Genomic DNA, 18241 nt, shown 5'->3' with positions numbered 1-18241 from the left:
ATGTTAATACAAAACTTACGAATATGATGACGGGCCAAAATAATGATCCGGGAGCGAAAAAAGCAACCGACAAACTTCACCCAATGAATTTGGGCGAGACCAAAGATTTTGATAATTTATCGTACGATAAAGACAAAAACAGTTTTGAATTTGATGTAAAGGGGAAAGATGATGATTATGATCATCCGCTGCCCTATGATACCTCAGCCCCTAATGGAGAAGACAGTATCTCGACCTACGATGAATCTAATCCTTATATCGGTACCGAGTATGACAACGGCAAAGAAATGAATGAACGCCTTGAAGGCGCCGGAATGCGGATAGACAACGGCGAGAGTGTACAATTGAGCCCGGAAGACGAGATTTTGGCGCGCACGCCGGAGGACGACCGCGATGACCTTGATGAAGAGGGCTACCCGATAAATGATAAACCGGTATATTAAGGATTTACATCGAGGTTGAACTTTCTGCGCATTTCCTCTAATTTTGGGTTTTTCTCCACCAGGTATTGGTACTTTTCGGTGCTGGTATATAAGCGGTTTACTACCTCTTTCACTACCTGCTTAGACTTGATATATATGCTGAAATTCCTTAATCTTGGCCTTAAAAAGTTCAGCAGGTCTATCATTTCATCCTGGAGCAGATCTTCCTGTAGCTTATGCTCTACATGTACCATAATTTCTTCCTGACTTTCCAGGATAGGTGTCGACGTGCTCATCAAGGTATAAACGTTTATCCTGTTGGCGTTTTTAACAATGTCTGTATACTGCTTCCAGTAAAATTGCAGTTGTTCATTTGTAAAAGCTTCGCGATCACTGCCCGTAATGTATTTGGGCTCATTGCCATCTTCTCCTTCAGCCTTATTCTGAATGCCGTTTAATGAGGGGATGAGCATTGCTGTTTTATTCTGCTGAGCTGCTGTTGCCGGGTTTAATACGATTTTATTGGAAGGAGGAGGTGTTTTTTTTGGTAAAGGAATACTTGCCGAAGGGCTTGCAATTTGCTTTTCCGGAGTAGCGGAGGGGCTTGTAAGCGCTATGGAAGATGTTATAACCGCTGGTGCGGGTGCTGCAGTTGGAGTTATATGACTTTCTGTTTTTGGCGTTGCCGGCGTAGTAAAGGCAGGCTGAACCGGACTTATATTAGTTTTTTTTTTAATCTGATCTGGGTCAGTCGCGGTATTGGCTAGTTGAAGCACCGAAGGGATGTGGCACATTTTGATCAGTGCCATTTCTACCTGCAGGCGTTGATTTTTACTGTTTTTGTAGCTCAGGTCACACTGGTTGGCCAGATTTAGTGCAGTAAGTATAAACGAAACCGGGGTTTGCAGACTTTGGCTGATGTACTTTTGTTTGATGTTTTCGCTGACTTCCAGTAGTTTGGTAGTCTGAGGGTCTTTCGCTACCAGTAAATTACGAAGATGGCTTGCCAGTCCGTTGATAAAATTGTTGCCATCAAATCCGTTATTCAGGATTTCATCAAACAAGATCAGTGCATTGCTTACATCGGTTGTTACCAGGTATTGGGTAAGTTTGAAATAATAATCGTAATCCAGGATATTCAGGTTGTCGATTACCGATTTGTAGGTCAAATTTTTATTCGTATAACTTACAATCTGGTCAAACATGGAAAGGGCATCTCTTAAGCCCCCATCTGCTTTCTGGGCAATGATGTGCAGCCCATCGGCTTCTACCGAAATGTTTTCGCGTTGCGCAATCTTGTGGAGGTGGCCTGCTATATCTTCTACCTGGATCCTGTTAAAATCAAAAATCTGGCAGCGCGACAATATAGTTGGTAGTATTTTATGTTTTTCTGTGGTGGCTAATATAAAAATAGCATAGGATGGCGGTTCTTCCAGTGTTTTCAGGAATGCATTGAATGCATTTGCAGATAACATGTGCACCTCATCAATGATGTATATTTTATATTTACCTGCCTGTGGTGGTATACGTACCTGCTCAATCAGGCTTCGGATATCATCTACAGAGTTGTTTGACGCTGCGTCAAGCTCATGAAAGTTAAAAGAGTGGCCGGTTTGAAAGGAAACGCAGGATTCGCAGGTCCCGCATGCTTCCTGATCGGGTGTTAAACTGGTACAGTTAATGGTTTTTGCCAGGATGCGTGCGCAGGTTGTTTTACCTACACCTCTTGGACCACAAAACAGGAAGGCCTGTGCCAGCTGGTTATTCTTAATAGCATTTTTTAAAGTGCCGGTAATGTGCTGCTGACCAACAACGGTTTCAAACGTTGCCGGGCGGTATTTACGGGCCGATACTATAAAGTTTTCCATTCGGCAACGAAAATAGGAATTTTTGTTGAGCTTGGGAGGCGTTAAGAATGGAATGTTGAAAATTCCTTTCTGTACTGCGAAGCACTTTTGCCATTAAATTCTTTAAACAGTTTATTGAAATGGCTAAAGTTGTTAAAGCCGCTTTCATAGCAAATATTTGCAATACTGGTTTGTTTTTCGGCCAGAAGTTTAGAAGCGTGTACGATACGGTACTCATTTACAAAATGAGTAAATGTTTTTTTGGTGATCTTTTTAAAATACCTGCAAAAAGAAGGCACTGTCATGTTAGCCATTTCAGCTACGGCAGGCAGGTTGATCTCTTCCTGAAAATGATCTTTGATATAGTTAAAAACCATACTGATCCTGTCATTGTCCTGAACCTGCATTTCCATTGAGAAACCCAAAGCATTTAAAATTTTATAGTCGGCTGCTTTTTCCAGTTCTTTTAAAACCTGTAATAAGCTCAGGAGTCGCTCAAAAGGTTGCTGGTCGTTCATATTTTCAATGTGTCCGCCTACCTTGGCTTTTGTTTCAGCGCCAAAGGCAATGCCGCCCTTGGCTTTGTTAAACAAATCAGTAATACCCCTGGTTTCCTGCAGGTCTAAAAAGTCATGACCCAGGAATCCAGGCCGCATTTGAATTACCGTTTCCGTTTTGTTTCCGGTATGGGTATCTGTAAAACCGCAATGGGGTAAATTGCTGCCAATCAGGATAAGGTCTCCATCTGTATAATAAGATAAATGACTGCCAATCTGCCGCTTTCCGCTTCCTCCGTTTACAAATACCATTTCAATTTCGGGGTGGTAATGCCATAAATGTGCCTTGTTGTTGAGTGCCCTTGCATATTTTGAATAATAAAACGAGCTTCCAAAAGAGGGTTCAATAATTTCGAAAGTTGGTTTCATGTACTTTTTTGTCTTGAAATTTGAATTTGCTGAGTATTAAATGTTTTTGCTGTTAATATAGCATATAAATCAGAGAATGTAGTAGTCAATTACCAGTCTTATCCGGATTAATTTTGTTGCATAAAGAAATTGTTAAATTTTAAACATTTTAATCATGAAAAATTTATTAAAAATTGGGATTGCTGCATTTTTGGTATTTAATTTCTCTGCTTTGCAAGCAAAAGATATTGATTTTTCGGTAAAAGTTAAAAATGTAAACGAGAAGTCAGTTGCTTTTCTTATTGATGGGCCGCAGGTTATTGATTTATCTATCTATAGTGCAAATGGTGATTTGCTGTATACACAGAACATCAAAACGAAGAATACTTCTACCAGGACTTACAACCTGAGGGAGCTTCCTGACGGAACCTATACATTTAAGCTTGTAAGCGAATTGAAGGCCGCGGAGTATAAAGTTATTATTGAAAACGCACAGGCGAAGGTTTCTGAACCGGTGGTTGAAGAGCGGTTTAAGCCGGTTTTAACCAGAGAAGAAGGCGTGATCACTTTAGATCTGAAAAATGCCCCCGCAGGTCCGGTAGAAGTTCAGATCCTGGACAGGTATAACGAGCCTTTGTACAACAAGGTATTTGACAATGGACTCAAAACACCCAAAAGATTTAATGTTGACAGGGTTTTTGCAACGGAATTGACATTTGTTGTGAAATCTGAGAGACAGGAATCCAGGGAAACGGTTCAAATGTATTAGTCAGAAAAGAAATGTTTTTGCGGGATTGTCTCTGGGAGACAATCCTTTTTTATTTGTGGCCTGCCGGCAGCAGGAACTACATGTTCGATGCCTGTGCTTTTGTAAGCACTAAAACATTTGATTATTAGAAAATTATTCTTATTTTTGCAGCCCGCTTGGGAGCGTTTCAGGCGGATAAATTAAAAAAACAAATAAATAACAATGAATCAGTACGAAACTGTTATCGTTCTAACCCCGTTGTTGTCAGAAGAAGTAGCGAAAGAGGCAATAGCCAAATTCAGCAAAATCATCGCTGACAGCGGAGCCGAAATTGTTCAAGAGGACAATTGGGGTTTGAGAAAATTAGCGTATCCGATTGAAAAAAAAGCAAGCGGATTTTTCCACCTAACAGAATACAAATCTTCAGGTGAATTAATTAACAAGTTGGAGTTGGAGCTGAAGCGCGATGAGCGTGTATTGCGTTTCCTTACCATTAGATTAGACCGTCATGCGGTTGCATATAATGAGAAAAAACGTAGTGGTGCTTTTAACAAAAAACCTAAGAAAGAGGAGGTTGCAGGATAATGGCTAAAGATCAAATACAATATGTTACTGCTCCAAAAGTGGACGATAACAGAAAAAAATATTGTCGTTTCAGAAAAAACGGGATTAAATACATTGATTACAAAGACGCAAACTTCCTGTTAAAATTCATCAATGACCAGGGTAAGATTTTACCTCGCCGTTTAACCGGTACTTCATTGAAATTTCAACGTAAAGTGGCTCAGGCGGTAAAGCGTGCACGTCACATTGGTTTGTTACCTTTTGTTGCTGACCAATTAAAATAGGAGCTGAGAGATGGAAATTATTTTAAAGCAAGATATCAAATCCCTAGGGGAAAAAGACGATATCGTTACTGTAAAGCCAGGATATGGCCGTAACTACTTAATCCCTCAGGGATTTGGTGAGCTGGCTACTCCTTCAGCTAAAAAAGTATTAGCAGAAAACTTAAAACAAGCTGCTTTTAAACAAGATAAAATTAAGAAAGATGCAGAAGGCATTGCTGAGCGTTTAACTGAGGTTAAATTATCTATCGGTGCTAAAGCTGGTGAGACAGGTAAAATTTTTGGTGCTGTAAATACCATTATGATTGCTGATGCATTGAAACAAAAAGGTTTTGATGTTGACCGTCGCCGTATCACTTTCGAAACTGAACCTAAATTTGTTGGCGAATATGTAGCTAACTTGAACTTGCACAAAGAAGTGAAAGTTAAAGTTCCTTTCGAAGTTGTAGCTGAATAGGCTTTTTTAACGGATATAAAAAGCGCCCCATTTAACCGGGGCGCTTTTTTTTTGACCATCATCTTTATTATCTTTGCGCCGATGTCGAAACGTAAACGGACCACTAAAAGGAAGGCCGGCCCCTCTCTGTTTAAAAAAATAATGTCTGTTGTAACCAGGGTATTTATCTGGTTTCTCTTGGTTAGCGTGCTCTGGGTGCTGGCTTATCGCTTTATCAATCCACCCATCACTTTGCTGATGATATTACGGAATATAGAACGTAAGGCGGATGGTAAGTCTGCCAGGATGGATAAAGCCTGGGTCGATTTTGAAGATATGTCCGATAACATGAAACGGGCCGCTGTTTCGGCGGAAGACCAGCTTTTCCTGAAACACATCGGTTTTGATGTGAAAGCCATAGAAAAAGCTTTTGAAACCAATAAAAAAGGGAAAAAGATAAAAGGCGGCAGCACTATTTCACAACAAACTGCTAAAAATGTGTTTTTATGGCCGGGTCGTTCCTGGATCAGGAAAGGTTTTGAAGCCTATTTTACCCTGCTGATAGAACTACTTTGGAGCAAAGAACGCATTTTGGAGGTTTACCTCAATGTGATTGAAATGGGGGATGGAATTTATGGTGCAGAGGCCGCTGCCCAGGCTTATTTCGGTAAATCATGTTCTAAATTGACACGTTCACAGGCTGCACTGATTGCCGCTTGTTTCCCAAACCCGAGAAGATGGACTCCTAAGAAGCCAACACGTTATATCAAGCACCGTCAGTACCTGATCCTGAAGAACATGAGAAGGCTAGGCCCACTCGATTTTTAGCGGGAGCAAAAAAAACTTATATTTAATCCTGAGCGGGAAGAATAAATCTCATTTAAAAATGAAAGCTAAAATAGTCATACTGATTTTCATTTTTTTCATTTGTGGAACGGCTATGGCACAAGATCAGCAAAAAAATAAATATATACTGGTGATACATGGAGGCGCGGGTACCATCCTTAAAAAGAATATGGATCCGGCAAAAGAGGCAGCTTATGTGACCCAGTTAACCAAAGCCCTGCAAAAAGGGTATGAAGTTATAAGAGGCGGAAAAACAAGCCTGGATGCAGTCGAAGCAGCCATTCGGGTATTGGAAGACTCACCCCTGTTTAATGCAGGCAAAGGAGCTGTTTTTACCCATGATGGTAGAAATGAATTGGATGCCGCAATAATGGATGGGAAAACCCTTGGAGCTGGGGCAATCGCGGGTGTTACAACGATTCGTAATCCGATCAGTGCTGCAAGAGCAGTGATGGAAAAGTCATCGCATGTGATGATGATTGGTCTTGGTGCTGAAAAATTTGCAAGGCAATGTAACCTGGAGCTGGTAGACCCTGCTTATTTTTATACCAGGGAACGCTGGGAAGGTTTACAGAAGGCATTGAAAGAAGATTCTACAAAAGCTGTGTTGGACCATGGAAATAAAAAATCACAACGAACAGAAGTTGCCGCCTATAAGGACAATAAGTTTGGGACAGTAGGAGCGGTGGCTTTGGATAAAATGGGAAATCTTGCTGCGGGAACTTCTACCGGAGGAATGACCAATAAAAAATATGGCAGGGTAGGCGATTCTCCCATCATTGGGGCTGGTACCTATGCGAATAACCTAACTGCCGCAATTTCCTGTACAGGCTGGGGAGAGTTTTATATCAGAAGTGTAGTAGCACACGACGTATCGGCAATGATGGAGTACAAGGGGCTTTCAGTTGCTGAGGCCTCAGCGCTTGCATTAGAGAAGGTGGCTAAGCTCGGTGGAGAAGGAGGAATTATTGCTTTGGACAAAAATGGCCGGATAGCTATGCCTTTTAATACAGCTGGTATGTACCGGGGATCGGTTACAGAAAATGGTAAAATAGAAGTTGAAATCTATAAATAGGTTGCTGCCGGTTGGAGCTTACAGCAGGTGTGCAAACACCTTACTATGCCAGCTTTGTTCAAATGGCATTTCCCATTTGTTCTCAAATTCTTCCCGGGTTTGCACCAGATTATTGAAAACAATGGTCTTAGGGCCAACTGCTTTAATGTTTACCAGCGTTTCAAAGTCTTCTTTGTTGGTTACAACAACTTTGTCCCCAACTTTATAAGCAATATTAAACCTGTCAAACAGATCTACATTGTACTCCTTTTCAATTTCCTTGATTACTCGAACAGAAGAATCAATAGAACACCCGGTTACGCCTGCGGCTGCTTCATCAACGGTAAATACAATAAAAAAGCTATGCAATATTTCAGCTTTAGCCTTCAACTGATGGCCGTGGGCTTTCCACTGCGAGGTAAAGGCATCTAATTTCTGTTGAATAGCTATTACCTCAGCGTTTGTGAACGCTCGGTTACTTTGGTATATCCATATTTTAGATTGTGGAGAAAAACTCATACTCAAATTTAGGAATTTATTTAAATTAATGCTGCTAAATTATTAACGTGATGAATAAGTTTACATTAAGCTTAAAAATGTCCCTGCTTTTGCTGCTTTGTCTGGTTTTTATGGCATTTAGTACAGAAATTTTGGACGAGCAGACAGCTTATATTCAAAAAAAGCTTGCAGAACACTATGATAATGGACAGGAAGATCAGCAAATTAAACGTTATGAATTAAATGTTACCAACACGGGCTTCTGTAGGTATAAACGTTACTTTACCAGCGGAAAAGTAGAGTATTTTTCATTCAATCTGGTTAAATTTAGGGCTTTGGACTATTATGGTACAGACAAGAATGGCAAGTTATACCTTCGGACCAAGGGCGAGGACGTAATTGTACAAACCTATAAAGACAAAGATGGCGGGGATGTAGACAGTATGGCCACTTATATGGTTATTCCTTTAAAAAATATAGAACCCCAAGACCTTTCTGATCTCTCAGAGCGGCTGCTTAAAATGAATGCACAGCTGCTGGTTCAAAAATAGTATAAACCTGTGTTTCTTCATCTCTCGAGGCAACAATGATTTCCGTGCCATTGGCATGCTGTGTAAACAGTTCCGCCACCAGATTGGGGCAATTGTTATCTTTAGATAAATGGGAGAGCAGTAAATGGCTCATAAATGCAGGTTTGAAAGTGCTGAAGAGTTCCAATGCTTTTTTATTGGATAGGTGGCCCCTGCCTCCGCTAATTCGTCTTTTAAGGAAGTAAGGATAAGCACTTTTTTCCAGAAGAGCATCGTCATAATTGGCTTCCAGGAAAGCAGCATGACACTGCCTGAAATGGTATACAAGCTGTTCACAGGCCTCACCTATATCTGTAAATACACCAACTTTGGTTTCCCCATGGTTAATTACAAAGCTGTAGGGGTCTGATGCATCATGTATTTTAAGAAAGCCGGTCACACTTAAACTGCCAATTTGTATGGTTTCATTGTTGTGTAGATGCCTGATCAGATCTTGTCTGATGCTGAAACGGCAGGCTGCTAAAGTACCTACACTAATGTAAACCGGGAGATTGTATTTGGCTGAAAGCGTACATAAGCCTTTAATATGGTCTGTATGTTCATGAGAAATGAATATCGCTTTTACCTTTTGCATAGACAATCCTATGCGAAGCATTCTTCTTTCAGTTTCCCTGCATGAAATGCCTGCATCAACCAATATCGCTTCCTCGTTGTTCCCAACATAATAGCAATTTCCGTTGCTGCCGGAATTCAAAGATGCGATAAAGAGATGTTTACAATCCATTTGCTTTTACAGTAATTTCTGCGATGTCCAACACCTGTATATGCTGTTCCTGCTCTTTCATTTTTACCCCATCCCTAAGCATAGTCATACAAAAAGGGCAGGATGCTGCAATTACTTGTGGCTGCGTCTCCAGGGCCTCTTCAATTCTTTCGATATTGATGTCCTTGTTGCCTTTCTCAGGCTCTTTAAACATTTGCGCGCCGCCGGCACCACAGCATAAGCCGTTTGATTTGCAGCGTTTCATTTCTACTAGTTGCGCGTCAAGGGCTTCAAGCGCTGCACGCGGCGCTTCATATACATCGTTGCCACGGCCCAGGTAGCAAGGATCATGATAGGTGATCTTTTTGCCTTTAAAGCTTTCTCCGCCTTCGGCTTTCAGTTTACCTTCGTTAATCAGTTGCTGGATCAGCTGTGTATGGTGGATAACTTCATAGTTGCCACCCAATCCAGGATATTCATTTTTTATGGTGTTGAAACAGTGCGGGCAGCCCGTCACTATTTTTTTTATGTTGTAAGCATTTAGCACCTCGATATTGGTCATGGCCTGCATTTGGAACAGGAATTCATTCCCTGCGCGTTTTGCAGGATCGCCTGTACAGCTTTCTTCGGTGCCAAGTACTGCATATTTTAAACCTACATGATGTAATATCTTACAGATGTCGCGTGTGGTTTTTTGTGCCCTTTCATCATAACTCCCGGCGCAGCCTACCCAAAATAAGATCTCAGGTTCTTCGCCTTTGGCTATCATTTCTGCCATTGTTGGCACTTCAAAGTTTAATTGCGCGCTCATGTTTAAAGCTATATGGTAAAATAATTCTATTAACTTTCTTTGGCCCAGTTGAGCCTGTCGGCCGGTGAATATTTCCAGGGAGCCCCGTTATTTTCAATGTTGCCCAGCATGGCGTTGATGCTGGCGGGCGACTGGGATTCCTCCATCACTGCATAACGCCGCAATTCGGTAATAATGGCCAGCGGATCAATGTTGATGGGGCAGGCTTGTGTGCAGGCGTTACAGCTGGTACAGGCCCAGATCTCTTCCCGGCTAATGTACGAGTCGATTAAAGATTTGCCGTCGTCAAGCCCGTTCTTCCCAACCTCCTCCATTCTGTCACGGGTATCCATCATAATCTTACGTGGCGAAAGCAACTTTCCCGTAATATTGGCAGGACAAACCGAGGTACATCTACCGCATTCTGTACAGGTATAGGCGTTCATCAGGTTAACCCATGTTAAATCGTTTACATCTTTTGCTCCAAAACGCCCGGCAGCAGCATCGGGCGGCGTAAAGGATGGATCAAGCATGGCTTTAACTTCATTGGTTACACTTTGCATGTTGCTGAACTCGCCTTTAGGTTCCAGGTTCGAAAAATAGGTGTTTGGAAAAGCGAACATAATGTGAAAATGCTTGGAATAGGGCAGGTAGTTTAAAAAAGCAAAAATGCCGATGATATGGAACCACCAGCAACCTCTTTCAATGGCAAGCAAGGCTGTCTCTGTATTGGGCAGAAGGTTCTGTAAAAACTGGCTTACAGGAAAAGCTCCAGCAGCGGTATAATGCCCGGCACCCATGGCTTGCAATTTTGCGTCTGCGGCATTCATGGTCAGAAAAGCGGTCATCAACAGGATTTCAGTAATGAGGATGTAATTGGCATCAGACCTTGGCCAGCTTTTCATCTCTACACCGCTAAACCTTTTCAATTTAAGCACATTTCTCCTGACCAAAAAGATAGCACAGGCAAGCCATACACCCAGAGCAAGGACTTCAAATGAGCCTATAAGGAAGTCGTAAAATGCACCAAGACCGCCAAATACCCTGTGGGTACCAAAGATGCCATCTATCATGATCTCCAATACTTCGATATTGATAATAACAAAGCCTGCATATACAATAAGATGCAGAAAGGCGGGAATTGGCCTGAAAAACATTTTCGTTTGACCAAATGCTACCTTAAGCATTGTCATCCATCTTTTCTGGGGTTGATCTGACCTGTTTGCGGGTCTTCCCAGGCGAATGTTACGGATAACTTTTTTCAAGTTATAACTGAACAGCAGTACTGCAGCCAGTGTAATGACTATAAATATGATTTGTGACACCATTTGCATATCTCTTATCGTGTCGCTAAGTTAAAGTATTTAGAGCAAAACAAATTGTTATGCATGCATAAAATTAAAAATTTAGAAGGGATTTAAATAAAACCGATTTATGCCCTTATAAGTATTGATCTGGACCCCTTGGTGTTAGCTCTCATTAACGAACTTGGTTTAAACCTTAAAACCAAATATAATGAAGATGAATTTTAATCATTTCCCATTGGCATTATCCTTTGCCTTACTGCTGCCTTTTGGCTGCAAAAAAGATTCTGTTGAAAATGATGCTGCAACAGGAGCGCTTAACACAGAAAAAACGGCAGCGATCAATTCCGTAGCCGATCATGTGGTCGAAACAGGGATGACACTTGCCCAGATTAATGCCGTAATTGCCGGAGCTACAGCCGGAGATACGGTATATGTACAGCCCGGTACTTATTCCATTACGGGCAAGATCATCATGAAAGCGGGGGTATCCCTCATTAAACAAACCGGTACCAACCCTATTTTTGATGCAAGCAGTTCGGCAAACTTGCTAATCATGAACTATACCACAGATATGAGCAACTGCATTGTTTCCGGCATTACTTTCTGGAATATCCGCTTTTCTATAGTAAGTGCTGGAAGCACTGTATTTAAATACTGCATCTTTGATTACGGAAAAAGGACACCCAACACCAATAAAACCAATAACCTTAAAGATGCCTATCTGGAATTTAAAGACACAAATCTGAGCCAGGTAAATAATTGTGTCTTTAGCCACAGGATAGCCGATCCGGGGCGTGGTGTATGGATAAAGAATACAACCAATTCGAAGATCCTCAATAATGCTTTTGGCAATGGTGGCACAACAGGTTATTTCGTTACCGCCATAAACGACAACAGCCAGAGTAACTCTTTAATTGATGGAAATGTGGTCAAAAGAAATATCGTGTTGAACAGCGTAGATAGTTTAACCGATCATGGCATGTATGCGCATAGCTTCAACGGGCTTACCATAACCAACAATACCATTTCGGGCTGGCCCGCAAATGCTAGCGGAGGAAGTATCAAAGCCCGGAATGGCCAAAACCTGAATATCTCAGGCAATATATTGAATGATTCGGGAATTCTGCTCTACGAATATTTAAGCGGAACTGCCTTTCCTTATCTCAACAATGTGGTCGTTTCGGCTAATGAGATCAATATAGCTTCCCCGGCCAGTGATATGTACCATGGTATTGGGTATTACCGCGACAATACCAGCCATTCAGAGTATTCCATCCGGATTGCCGCCAATAAATTACCCAACGGGACAATTTATGCCTTGGCTTCAGCCATTAATGTAACGAATTTTAATGCTGCAGGTGGTGGGGTGTACAACAACGATACTGCGGCTGGCTATTTATTGTTGAAAAGCGGCATTGCTAATTCCGGTAATTATTGATTTTTCAGGTGAGTAGCCTTATCAATTGATTCCCTGTGTATTAATTAGAGGATTCCGGGTAAAACCGGAATCCTTTTGATTTGATGGCGCAGATATATTTAAATTATTTTGAAAAAAGATTTTGATGTTCAAAAAAAGACACTACATTTGCACTCCCAACCGAGGGGAACATGAGCAATCATGTTGAACAAATAAGATGGTACGGTAGCTCAGTCGGTAGAGCAATGGACTGAAAATCCATGTGTCGCCGGTTCGATCCCGGCCCATACCACGCAAAAAGCCTTAGAGACATCTAGGGCTTTTTTGTTTTTGTGCCTTATAATAAATTATCGTAGTCAAAATTAACTTACCCCGGATTTGCTCAACTCCTGTTTTAGTATTACTTTAGCGTCAGCATTATACGAATGGTAAATATTCTAAAAAATATCATCAGCAGACCATCTTAATTCAGCATTCAGCTGAATAACCCCTATTTTACTTCAATAAAAACACTTCATATTTAATTTCAGGCATCAGCCGGCGCAAGCAAGTTGGTGTAATTCATATTTGATTAATCTTTTTAAAATGATTTTTGAAAATAATCTGGCATTTGCCCGAAATATGGATCAGCAGGATCCACTCCGCGAACTCAGAAATGAGTTTTTGTTTCCACAACAAAATGGCAAACCTTTCATTTATCTATGCGGTAACTCGTTGGGCCTGCAGCCCAAAACCGCAAGGTCGCATATCGGGCAGCAGCTCGACAATTGGCACAACCTGGCCGTTGAGGGCTGGTTTGAAGGCAAAAGCCCCTGGATGTTTTACCATAAGGAAATCAAGAAACTGATGGCACCAATTGTGGGTGCAAGCCCCCAGGAAGTGTGTCCGATGAATACGCTCACGGTAAATCTGCACTTGTTGATGGTAAGCTTTTACCAGCCATCAGGCAAGCGGTTTAAGATCATTATGGAAGCTGGAGCTTTCCCTTCAGACCAGTATGCTATCGAAAGCCAGGTACGTTTTCATGGCTACGATCCTAAGGAGGCCATCATTGAAGTAGCACCAAAAGCAGGTGAACATACATTGCGTACGGCAGATATCGTTGCCGCTATTGCAGGCCAGGGAGATGAAATCGCGCTGGTGCTATTTGGTGGTGTCAATTACTTTACCGGTCAATGGTACGATATGCCTGCAATTACCAAAGCAGGGCATGCAGCAGGTGCAATTGTAGGTTTCGATCTAGCACACGCTGCCGGCAATGTGCCCCTGCAGCTCCACAACTGGGATGTTGATTTTGCCTGCTGGTGTTCCTATAAATACCAGAATTCGGGCCCGGGAGGTATTAGTGCCATATTTGTCCATGAAAAACATTTTCAGGACGAGCGTATTAACCGGTTTGCCGGTTGGTGGGGCTACCAGGAGCAGGAACGTTTCAAAATGACCAAAGGTTTTGTGCCCGAAGCAGGAGCAGACGGCTGGCAGGTAAGCTGCACCCAGGTAATCCCTATGTCCTTATACTATGCCTCCCTGCGTATTTTCGAAAAAGCAGGTTTTATAGCACCTTTAAGAGAGAAAAGCCAAAAACTCACCGCTTATCTTTTTTATGTGATAGCCGAAGTAAATAAAAGCTTAGGCGAAGAACAGTACCAGATCATCACACCTGGCACCATAGAAGACCGTGGTGCCCAGGTTTCCATAGTGGCCAGGCAAAAAGCCAGGGAGGTTTTCAATACATTGATGGCCAATAATATTCTGGGTGACTGGCGTGAACCAAACGTGATTCGCTTAAGCCCAGTGCCCTTGTATAACAGTTTTGAAGATGTATTTATTACAGGTGAACAGCTGCTGAAAATCAGTAAGGAACTGATTTAGGATCGCATTAGTTTGAAAATAAAAAATTAAGAAATGGAAATCACACCAGAAATTAACGAGCGCCTCTCCCAGCTACAGGAAAAATTTTCTGCCATGGGACAAGACATCAATGCCTATCTGGATGGTCTGCTTTATGCAGATTACCTGACTTATTGGGACTACATACACGTAGACACGCTATTGAGTCTTCAGAACCCCAAAACCCCATTTCCGGATGAAGAGATCTTCATCATGTATCACCAGATTACCGAGCTTTACTTTAAACTTACTTTGCATGAATGCAAGCAGATCAGCGGGCATCCCGCATTGACGGCAGCATTCTTTGCCGAAAGGTTAAAGCGTATCAATGCCTATTTTACGGCTTTGGTATCTTCTTTCGATATTATGGTGGATGGGATGGACAAATCACAATTCCTGAAATTCAGGATGTCGCTGCTCCCGGCAAGTGGTTTCCAGTCGGGCCAGTACCGTATGATCGAGATCAGTGCTACAGACCTCATCCGGCTGGTCGATAAAAGCAAAAGGGACGAACTGGCAGGGGCAACAATTGAAGAACAGTTTGAATACATCTATTGGAAATTTGGCGCTTCGGAATTGTCCACCGGAAAGCAGACGCTTACACTTCAGCAATTCATTGCCAAATATGCCATGCAATTCCTGCAGCTTGCAAAAGACAACACCGAAACTAATTTTGCAGCATTGTACAGAAGATTGGTAAAAGAAGGCCAGGATGTAACCGCGCTGCAGGAGGAAATGCGCAAACTGGATCTGTTCGTTAACGTTGAATGGCCCTTGTCGCATTACAAGTCCGCAGTCCGTTATCTCGAAAAAGACCCGGCAGATATTGCTGCTACAGGCGGCACCAACTGGCAAAAATACCTGCCGCCGCGATTTCAGAAAAGGATTTTCTTTCCTTTCCTCTGGACTGAAGTACAAATTGATGAATGGGGTAAAACCTGGGTTATGAATGTATTGAAAAACTACAGGATTTAACCTCTTCTCCGCAATAAACTGATCGTTAAGAAGCCAGGGGCTTTAAGTCCTGGCTTTTGCTTTCAGGCACAATTTACAGTGTTAAACGCATTGAGGTATTTGTCAATATAAAATTGCTTTTCGGCTGTTTTGTATTGCATAATAAACCTCGGATGCTCCAGCGGCACCAGTGTTTTAAAAAAACCGTACTTGTCATTTACCCTGCGCAGGAATTTTTCATTTTTTCCGGTCCCGAAGCAGAAACAAGCCTCTGTGTTAATACCCAATGCAATTTGCTTCCTGATGTTCTCCATCATAAATTCATAGACTGCGCTTTCCAGTGCCTTACTGTCATAATAATTGTAATTCTTTTCTTTACCGTCTGGAGTTATAGAAGTAAAACCGAGCGGACAAGGTGAACTGATGTAAAAGCGGCTGTAAAAAGCTTCCGGCCCACCAAATGCCTTGATCATTTCATAGATAAAAACCGAGGAAGGTTCGTGTGAAAGTTTGCCTGTATAAGGAATACCGCATTCGGTAATGAGCCGTTTGGGATCTGTAAACGGTATTCCGGTAAGTCCGGCACCAAACCTGCCGGGATTGATCCCCAGAATGAGATAGCGTGGAGATTCATCATTATAGTATTTGTGGTAAAATTTTTCTACCAGGCCCATGGTTTGTTCATGTTCCCTGAAAGGGTTCATGATACGGATACCCGGGGGCAGCTCAGATCCGGTATAGATCAGGTTACGATTAAACAGGATAACCTTATCGGCAAATGTCATGGCAGGCCATATTTCTTTTTGGGGCTTTTCAGCTGTAATTTAGTTAATTTAAGTAGATTTTTATTCATAGTAATTAAGAAACTTTTTGCAAACACGATTGTTTACTTATTGTATGCTGCTGCTTGTTGATGTGCTCTTGATTTAATTTAATAAAAATATCATGGAAACATTTTCGATAGCCTTTAAAGTTGGGAACCTGGAGTTGGATGCTATTGTTACCGCATTCGACCATCACCGTAGGTTTAAAGTGGAAATGGTGACCAATGAACATGATCCTATTCTGCTGCAACGTTTAACCGCCGGAGAGTGGAAGGTGGAGCAGGCCGGGCAAAGGAGCATATCGGAAAAAGGTTTCGCAGCCATGCAGGAAGCCATCGACAGCTACCTTGAAAAGATATATGCTGCCCATAACATATTGGTACTTACTGATTTCTCGCTGGCGGCCTCAAATGCAGCTAAATATGCTGCAGCAATGGCACGCAGCTTCAACAGCATCAATATCGTACTCTACCACTCGATGTCTGTCCCTCTTGCCACTGAAATTCCGTTGCAAACACCGCCCCCGGCGTTAGATTTCCAGCAGGAAGCTTTGTCAAAACTGGAAGAACTGAAAAATGAAATTCTGCCCATTAGCGGCAGCGGAACTACTGTAACCGTCAGAACCGACGAACGCCCGCTTGTGGCTGCGGTAAACATCCTTGCCGAACAGTTGCAACTGGGGCTGGTAATCATGGGCATCACTGGAAAAGGAAATCTGGAAAGGGTATTTATAGGCAGCAATACCATTACCGTTGCAAAGGAATGTAAGGTGCCTTTACTCGTTGTTCCGGCTAATGCAGTATTTGAAAAAATAGAACGTGTGGTATTTGCATGCGACCTTAAAAAAGTATCCGAAACTACGCCTACGCAAGCCATAAGGACCCTGATCCACAAACTGAATGCTAAGCTGTATATTTTAAATGTGGCCCGGGATGGGGCCAGCTTTAATCCGGCAACAATCAATGAACTGGCAGCCCTGCACCGTTTATGGGACGAAGAGCATCCAGAATACCACTATACCGATCATGACGATCTGGTGCAAGGGATCATGGACTTTACAAAAGAGCACCAGATACAGCTACTGATCACCGTGCCCCGGGAATACGGCTTTTTTGAGGGGATATTTCACCGCAGCATGACCGAGAAACTCGCTTATCATACCCATCTTCCCCTGTTGTTGTTCAGGGAAGACAAATAAAAACTATTTAAGGTAGGCTGCCAATGGGGATTTAATTTCCTTTAAGCCCTGGGCTGCAAGACGGGCAATTTCTGTGGCCCCGAATACACATAGGTGGCTATCGTCTTTTTTTCCTTGTGGTAATTTACTGAACTTCCCTGGCTCAATATACAGAAAGAGTTTTTTCGATTCTTCAGGACCATAACTCGTTACCAGGTCTGCCGATTTCTTGTTCAGGTCTATCACCGGTACACCAGTAGCTGCACCAAGCTGCTGCACTGCAGTTACATATTCTCCGTAGGTATCTGTAAGTTTACCGTCTTTACCAAAATGCCGGCGTACCAGTGAAGTAAAAAGAATGGGGTATGCTCCTTTGGCCTTGGTTTCCTCGATATAATTCAGCAGGTTCTGGCGGTAGGTAGTGGCGGGATCTGTATGTCTTGCCGTGTCTGCCTTCTGATCATTTGCACCAAACATAATAAATACATAGTCGCCTGCCTTCAGTTTTTCCAGCACTGGTTTCCAATGCCCCTCTGTTCTAAAACTTTTAGAGCTCCTACCGCTGCGGGCAGCATTTTGTACCACCACATTGTCTTTAAAAAATAGGGGCATCATTTGCATCCAGCCCCTTATGGGATAGTTTTCTCCGCCAAACTGGGAAAGGTAGGCAGGGGCAAAGTCGCACATGGTAGAATCGCCAATGGAATATACTGTTATTTTCTTTTGTCCGCTTTTAAAGCCGATGAATATAAACAATAGTGCCGCCGCCGCAACTAAGGTCTTTATGGTCTGTTTCATAATTGTAGGGTTATGTTTCCTCACGAATATACTTTTCTGCTGTTTCTGTGCTGCCTTATAAAGGTATAAAATTACCGGAAGCGGTTTCGATAACGTTATCGGTAACGCTTGCATACTTTTTTAAGGCTAAATGGTCATGATCTTCATCAGAATGATGTAATCTTGTTATAAGCGATTGCTCTGTCGTGCT

The 18241-nt window shown here is 42.3% G+C and carries 20 protein-coding genes and 1 tRNA gene; 13 read left to right on the top strand and 8 right to left on the bottom strand.

Annotated features, from left to right (window positions below; genetic code table 11):
• Window positions 1–23 precede the first annotated feature (23 nt).
• Window positions 24–443: a hypothetical protein gene (locus B9A91_RS23295; protein ID WP_084241500.1), complete on the top strand. Its 420-nt coding sequence runs from the start codon at window positions 24–26 to the stop codon at window positions 441–443.
• On the opposite strand, the gene B9A91_RS23290 is transcribed toward B9A91_RS23295, so the two are convergent.
• Window positions 440–2290: a DNA polymerase III subunit gamma/tau gene (locus tag B9A91_RS23290; RefSeq protein ID WP_084241464.1), complete on the bottom strand. Its 1851-nt coding sequence runs from the start codon at window positions 2288–2290 to the stop codon at window positions 440–442. The genes B9A91_RS23295 and B9A91_RS23290 overlap by 4 nt on opposite strands.
• 41 nt (window positions 2291–2331) lie before the next feature.
• A complete protein-coding gene (locus B9A91_RS23285; RefSeq protein WP_084241463.1) occupies window positions 2332–3195 on the bottom strand; it encodes an AraC family transcriptional regulator in 864 nt (287 codons plus the stop codon).
• A 154-nt stretch (window positions 3196–3349) separates the two neighbouring features.
• Here B9A91_RS23285 and B9A91_RS23280 point away from each other — a divergent pair, with 154 nt between their 5' ends.
• The 6 genes from B9A91_RS23280 to B9A91_RS23255 all read left to right on the top strand — a co-directional run bounded on the left by B9A91_RS23280 (window position 3350) and on the right by B9A91_RS23255 (window position 7124).
• Entirely contained in the window at window positions 3350–3943 is a 594-nt protein-coding gene (locus B9A91_RS23280) for a T9SS type A sorting domain-containing protein (protein WP_084241462.1), read from the top strand.
• A gap of 201 nt (window positions 3944–4144) precedes the next feature.
• A complete protein-coding gene (rpsF, locus tag B9A91_RS23275) occupies window positions 4145–4507 on the top strand; it encodes a 30S ribosomal protein S6 (RefSeq protein ID WP_084241461.1) in 363 nt (120 codons plus the stop codon).
• Window positions 4507–4770 (top strand): 30S ribosomal protein S18, encoded by a 264-nt coding sequence (gene rpsR / locus B9A91_RS23270; protein WP_012780908.1) that lies wholly within the window; start codon window positions 4507–4509, stop codon window positions 4768–4770. The genes rpsF and rpsR overlap by 1 nt, the downstream gene beginning before the upstream one ends.
• A 10-nt stretch (window positions 4771–4780) precedes the next feature.
• Complete coding sequence (rplI, locus tag B9A91_RS23265; RefSeq protein ID WP_084241460.1) at window positions 4781–5224, top strand: 50S ribosomal protein L9; 444 nt, start codon at window positions 4781–4783, stop codon at window positions 5222–5224.
• An 81-nt stretch (window positions 5225–5305) separates the two neighbouring features.
• Window positions 5306–6031, top strand: coding sequence for a monofunctional biosynthetic peptidoglycan transglycosylase (gene mtgA, locus B9A91_RS23260; RefSeq protein WP_084241459.1), 726 nt, complete (start codon window positions 5306–5308; stop codon window positions 6029–6031).
• 58 nt (window positions 6032–6089) lie between these two features.
• Window positions 6090–7124, top strand: a complete 1035-nt coding sequence (locus B9A91_RS23255; protein ID WP_084241458.1) for an isoaspartyl peptidase/L-asparaginase family protein — start codon at window positions 6090–6092, stop codon at window positions 7122–7124.
• An 18-nt stretch (window positions 7125–7142) separates the two neighbouring features.
• Here the strand turns inward: B9A91_RS23255 and B9A91_RS23250 are convergent, their stop codons facing one another.
• A complete protein-coding gene (locus B9A91_RS23250; RefSeq protein ID WP_084241457.1) occupies window positions 7143–7622 on the bottom strand; it encodes an ABC transporter ATPase in 480 nt (159 codons plus the stop codon).
• A gap of 50 nt (window positions 7623–7672) precedes the next feature.
• Between B9A91_RS23250 and B9A91_RS23245 the strand changes: the two genes are divergently transcribed.
• Window positions 7673–8152, top strand: coding sequence for a hypothetical protein (locus B9A91_RS23245; protein WP_084241456.1), 480 nt, complete (start codon window positions 7673–7675; stop codon window positions 8150–8152).
• Here the strand turns inward: B9A91_RS23245 and B9A91_RS23240 are convergent.
• The 3 genes from B9A91_RS23240 to B9A91_RS23230 are packed head-to-tail and all read right to left on the bottom strand — an operon-like array spanning window position 8118 to window position 11012.
• Window positions 8118–8915, bottom strand: coding sequence for an MBL fold metallo-hydrolase (locus B9A91_RS23240; protein ID WP_084241455.1), 798 nt, complete (start codon window positions 8913–8915; stop codon window positions 8118–8120). The two genes, B9A91_RS23245 and B9A91_RS23240, sit on opposite strands and share 35 nt — an antisense overlap.
• Window positions 8905–9705, bottom strand: coding sequence for a (Fe-S)-binding protein (locus tag B9A91_RS23235; RefSeq protein WP_084241454.1), 801 nt, complete (start codon window positions 9703–9705; stop codon window positions 8905–8907). The genes B9A91_RS23240 and B9A91_RS23235 overlap by 11 nt, the downstream gene beginning before the upstream one ends.
• A 29-nt stretch (window positions 9706–9734) precedes the next feature.
• The gene (locus tag B9A91_RS23230) at window positions 9735–11012 is read right to left on the bottom strand and encodes a 4Fe-4S dicluster domain-containing protein (RefSeq protein ID WP_084241499.1); all 1278 of its coding nucleotides are present in this window, start codon (window positions 11010–11012) and stop codon (window positions 9735–9737) included.
• A gap of 187 nt (window positions 11013–11199) precedes the next feature.
• On the opposite strand from B9A91_RS23230, the gene B9A91_RS23225 reads away from it, so the two are divergent.
• The 4 genes from B9A91_RS23225 to B9A91_RS23210 all read left to right on the top strand — a co-directional run bounded on the left by B9A91_RS23225 (window position 11200) and on the right by B9A91_RS23210 (window position 15273).
• Complete coding sequence (locus B9A91_RS23225) at window positions 11200–12429, top strand: right-handed parallel beta-helix repeat-containing protein (RefSeq protein ID WP_084241453.1); 1230 nt, start codon at window positions 11200–11202, stop codon at window positions 12427–12429.
• Window positions 12430–12627: 198 nt separating this feature from the next.
• Window positions 12628–12700, top strand: a tRNA-Phe gene (locus tag B9A91_RS23220).
• A gap of 293 nt (window positions 12701–12993) precedes the next feature.
• Window positions 12994–14280, top strand: coding sequence for a kynureninase (kynU, locus tag B9A91_RS23215; protein ID WP_084241452.1), 1287 nt, complete (start codon window positions 12994–12996; stop codon window positions 14278–14280).
• 33 nt (window positions 14281–14313) lie between these two features.
• On the top strand, window positions 14314–15273 hold the full coding sequence (locus tag B9A91_RS23210; protein ID WP_084241451.1) for a tryptophan 2,3-dioxygenase family protein: 960 nt from the start codon (window positions 14314–14316) through the stop codon (window positions 15271–15273).
• A 62-nt stretch (window positions 15274–15335) separates the two neighbouring features.
• Here B9A91_RS23210 and B9A91_RS23205 read toward each other — a convergent pair whose 3' ends face one another.
• The gene (locus B9A91_RS23205; RefSeq protein WP_084241450.1) at window positions 15336–16037 is read right to left on the bottom strand and encodes an SMUG2 DNA glycosylase family protein; all 702 of its coding nucleotides are present in this window, start codon (window positions 16035–16037) and stop codon (window positions 15336–15338) included.
• A 160-nt stretch (window positions 16038–16197) separates the two neighbouring features.
• On the opposite strand from B9A91_RS23205, the gene B9A91_RS23200 reads away from it, so the two are divergent.
• Entirely contained in the window at window positions 16198–17274 is a 1077-nt protein-coding gene (locus B9A91_RS23200) for a universal stress protein (protein ID WP_084241449.1), read from the top strand.
• A gap of 3 nt (window positions 17275–17277) precedes the next feature.
• Here the strand turns inward: B9A91_RS23200 and B9A91_RS23195 are convergent, their stop codons facing one another.
• Window positions 17278–18051 carry a rhamnogalacturonan acetylesterase gene (locus B9A91_RS23195; protein ID WP_235012665.1) on the bottom strand — a complete coding sequence of 258 codons (774 nt, stop codon included), beginning with the start codon at window positions 18049–18051 and terminating at the stop codon, window positions 17278–17280.
• Window positions 18052–18241: the final 190 nt, after the last annotated feature.

Source organism: Pedobacter africanus, from assembly GCF_900176535.1.
GTDB classification, from domain to species: domain Bacteria; phylum Bacteroidota; class Bacteroidia; order Sphingobacteriales; family Sphingobacteriaceae; genus Pedobacter; species Pedobacter africanus.
This window is presented reverse-complemented; position numbering and strand designations above follow the sequence as displayed.

Excerpts from the sequence above, each read along its gene's own strand:
- B9A91_RS23295 (WP_084241500.1), top strand. The coding sequence starts at position 24 with ATGATGACGGGCCAAAATAATGATCCGGGAGCGAAAAAAGCAACCGAC.
- B9A91_RS23290 (WP_084241464.1), bottom strand. The coding sequence starts at position 2,290 with ATGGAAAACTTTATAGTATCGGCCCGTAAATACCGCCCGGCAACGTTT.
- B9A91_RS23285 (WP_084241463.1), bottom strand. The coding sequence starts at position 3,195 with ATGAAACCAACTTTCGAAATTATTGAACCCTCTTTTGGAAGCTCGTTT.
- B9A91_RS23280 (WP_084241462.1), top strand. The coding sequence starts at position 3,350 with ATGAAAAATTTATTAAAAATTGGGATTGCTGCATTTTTGGTATTTAAT.
- rpsF (WP_084241461.1), top strand. The coding sequence starts at position 4,145 with ATGAATCAGTACGAAACTGTTATCGTTCTAACCCCGTTGTTGTCAGAA.
- rpsR (WP_012780908.1), top strand. The coding sequence starts at position 4,507 with ATGGCTAAAGATCAAATACAATATGTTACTGCTCCAAAAGTGGACGAT.
- rplI (WP_084241460.1), top strand. The coding sequence starts at position 4,781 with ATGGAAATTATTTTAAAGCAAGATATCAAATCCCTAGGGGAAAAAGAC.
- mtgA (WP_084241459.1), top strand. The coding sequence starts at position 5,306 with ATGTCGAAACGTAAACGGACCACTAAAAGGAAGGCCGGCCCCTCTCTG.
- B9A91_RS23255 (WP_084241458.1), top strand. The coding sequence starts at position 6,090 with ATGAAAGCTAAAATAGTCATACTGATTTTCATTTTTTTCATTTGTGGA.
- B9A91_RS23250 (WP_084241457.1), bottom strand. The coding sequence starts at position 7,622 with ATGAGTTTTTCTCCACAATCTAAAATATGGATATACCAAAGTAACCGA.
- B9A91_RS23245 (WP_084241456.1), top strand. The coding sequence starts at position 7,673 with ATGAATAAGTTTACATTAAGCTTAAAAATGTCCCTGCTTTTGCTGCTT.
- B9A91_RS23240 (WP_084241455.1), bottom strand. The coding sequence starts at position 8,915 with ATGGATTGTAAACATCTCTTTATCGCATCTTTGAATTCCGGCAGCAAC.
- B9A91_RS23235 (WP_084241454.1), bottom strand. The coding sequence starts at position 9,705 with ATGAGCGCGCAATTAAACTTTGAAGTGCCAACAATGGCAGAAATGATA.
- B9A91_RS23230 (WP_084241499.1), bottom strand. The coding sequence starts at position 11,012 with ATGGTGTCACAAATCATATTTATAGTCATTACACTGGCTGCAGTACTG.
- B9A91_RS23225 (WP_084241453.1), top strand. The coding sequence starts at position 11,200 with ATGAAGATGAATTTTAATCATTTCCCATTGGCATTATCCTTTGCCTTA.
- kynU (WP_084241452.1), top strand. The coding sequence starts at position 12,994 with ATGATTTTTGAAAATAATCTGGCATTTGCCCGAAATATGGATCAGCAG.
- B9A91_RS23210 (WP_084241451.1), top strand. The coding sequence starts at position 14,314 with ATGGAAATCACACCAGAAATTAACGAGCGCCTCTCCCAGCTACAGGAA.
- B9A91_RS23205 (WP_084241450.1), bottom strand. The coding sequence starts at position 16,037 with ATGACATTTGCCGATAAGGTTATCCTGTTTAATCGTAACCTGATCTAT.
- B9A91_RS23200 (WP_084241449.1), top strand. The coding sequence starts at position 16,198 with ATGGAAACATTTTCGATAGCCTTTAAAGTTGGGAACCTGGAGTTGGAT.
- B9A91_RS23195 (WP_235012665.1), bottom strand. The coding sequence starts at position 18,051 with ATGAAACAGACCATAAAGACCTTAGTTGCGGCGGCGGCACTATTGTTT.